General features: G+C 42.8%; 2 protein-coding genes. Both read right to left on the bottom strand.

All coding sequences use genetic code 11. The features are described from left to right. Positions 1-1958: MBG domain-containing protein (locus T491_RS0115270; protein WP_028904637.1), on the bottom strand; the 1958-nt coding region annotated here is incomplete at its 3' end. Positions 1959-1976: 18 nt separating this feature from the next. Next, on the bottom strand, positions 1977-2841 hold an 865-nt coding region (locus tag T491_RS0115265), incomplete at its 5' end, for a leucine-rich repeat domain-containing protein (protein ID WP_197018889.1).

The following is a 2841-nucleotide window of genomic DNA, read 5'->3' as shown; positions in this document are numbered from 1 at the left end:
TAATTGGTTCCATCAAGCGAGTACTGCATTGTTCCCGTTGTCGTACTACCAGCAGTTATCAGATCCTGAGCAGCACCATTATATACCAAGTTGCTCTTACCAGCAGGAGGCGTTAGACTGCCATCAGCAGAAGATATGGCAAACGTTGTGCTGCCACTGACTGCATAGTTTCCACCATCCACATCGGTAATCGTAACAGTTGCTGTGCCAACATTGATATTATTGGTATAGCTTACAGAATATTCAGACGCAGGGATAGTTGTTTCGCCATCCTTAACTGTTACAGTCGGCTCCTTCGCAGTACCGTCATAGGTATAGTTGATCTGGCTCAATGTAATCGTAGGAGTATCTACCGTCTTTGCTGCAATGATCACAGTGAAGGGCAGGCCAGCAACGTCATAATGGTTAGCATCACCATTTACTCGATAGTAAATGGTATAGCTACCAGCATTGGTGCCCTGAGGAATCTGCGTACTGTAATTGGTTCCATCAAGCGAGTACAGCATCGTACCTGTAGTCGTTCTACCAGCTGTAATCAAGTCCTGAGCAGTACCTGTATAAACCAGGTCGCTCTTGCCTGTAGGAGGTGCCATGTTACTAATCGCATATGAAATGGCAAACGTTGTACTACCACTGACTGCATAGTTGCCACCTTCCTTATCTGTGATAGTCACAGTTGCAGTACCAGCATTAGTATTATTAGTATAGCTTACAGAATATTCAGACGCAGGGATAGTTGTTTCGCCATCCTTTACAGTTACTGTTGGCTCCTTGACTGTACCATCGTAGGTATAGCTTGTCTGGCTTAAGGTGATTGTTGGAGTATCAACCATCTTTGCTGCAATGATTACAGTAAAGTGCTGAGCAGCTATGTCATTATGATTAGCATCACCTTTTACCTTATAGTAAACAATGTAGCTACCAGCATTGATGCCTTGAGGAATCGTTGTCGAATAGGTTGTTCCATCAAGAGAATACTGCATCGTACCAGTTGTCGTACTTCCTGCTGTAATCAGATCCTGAGCAGTGCCATTATATACCAAGTCGCTCTTGCCTGCAGGAGGTGTCAAGCTACCATCTGCAGATGAGATGGCAAACGTTGTACTGCCACTAACCGTATAGTTTCCACCTTCCATATCAGTAATAGTTACTGTAGCCGTACCTACGTTGATATTATTCGAATAGCTTACTGAGTATTCTGTTGAAGGAATCGTTGTTCCACCATCTTTAACAGTAACTGCTGGCTCTTTTGCAGTTCCATCATATATGCATCCCTCAGTAGGGATAGCCAACTCTATTGTAGGATTGTTAACTGTTCGCTTAGCAATGGAAAAATCGGCTGTGGTGCTATAAATGCCGAAAGTAACACGAATAGTATAGTTGCCAGTATTTGTAGGTATTGTGGCCCTATAAGTATCATCGGCAGCTCCCTGCACCTTATATTCGTAGACACCCCCTTCATCGTTAGTCCCAGGACTAAATACGGGTGCATTTGCAGTATCACCGTAAGTCCAACCACTGATAGTTATCTGCGTATTTGGGAACTCTGCAGTAACTTGTACATTGATTTTGCCATCATTAGGCATTGTGAATGAATAGACTTTACTTGCCTCATTCACTACAAATACATCTATAAAATCGCCAAGTGTCTCACCTCTTGTGCGGCTCTGAGCAACATCGCTACTTATGGTCTTCTCCACTTTGATAAAACCAACCTTATTGTTTGCATCAGCAGCACCCATACACTTTCCTGAAGCAGGAGTTGCCTTAATATAGACGGTGCTGCCTACAGTAACTGCTGCAAGATTGTTGATGACAGAGTTACAATTCGCATCTGTGTAGAATGAGAGTGAACCACCATTTACGCTTCCCTCTATGATTTTCTGTGTATCAGCCCAAACTGTGGATGTGATGAACAGTGCAACTATGAGTGTGAATATCTTTATTGTCTTTTTCATTTTCATATCTCCTCTACATTACTTTATTACCATCTTCTTTCCATTAAAGATATAGAGTCCTTTACGTGTAGGCTTGCTATCGAGCTTGCGGCCCTGTAGGTCATACCAGGTTCCATCAGTATAATTATCATTTGCTAATTGTCCATTATCAATTGATGTTGCCCCATCCTCGATTCCACCAATACTCAAACTACGAGTAGCAGCAGGGCTACTGAGTGTCAGCATACAGCGATGAGCAGGCAACCCTTCATCGGTATCCACAAGCAGGAACTTGTCACCATAAAGTGCATAGCTCTTTCCTTTCGTGTAATAACCGCCTGTGTTAACGACAGTTTCTGTAGTATTACCATACATTGTCGCACCTGTAACTGTTGTAGTAGCAAGATCTTTGCCGTAATCTACATCTTTAAACTCTGCTTTTATTGGTGCATTAAGACTACCCTCTGTTCGCTGGATAATCACAGGCGTATATGCAGGAATCACATCGCCATCGATGACGTTCAGATTCACCTGGTTATCTGTCATACTACCAATGGTATAAACAGTACAACCCTCTGGTTTTATATATGTTAACTGCCCACACCAACTCATCAATGTGTTCGATGCATTTTCTGCAAACAACGTTACCTTATCCGCACGAATCTTCTCTGCATAGTTACTCCAATTCTCTGCAGTTTCATATCCTGCACCTTCTGGTACGATGATGTATTTCAATGAGGAGCAATAATTAAATACACTTTTGGTGTACAGCATGGTCACCGACTCAGAGCGCAATAATCGCACCCACTTTAATCCGCTACAACCATAAAAGGCACCATCACCAATACTCGTCACGCTGTTTGGAATAGTGACAGAGGTAAGACCTTCACAGCCATTAAAGGCA

The organism is Prevotella sp. P6B4, from assembly GCF_000619985.1.
Classification (GTDB): Bacteria; Bacteroidota; Bacteroidia; order Bacteroidales; family Bacteroidaceae; genus Prevotella.
This window is presented reverse-complemented; position numbering and strand designations above follow the sequence as displayed.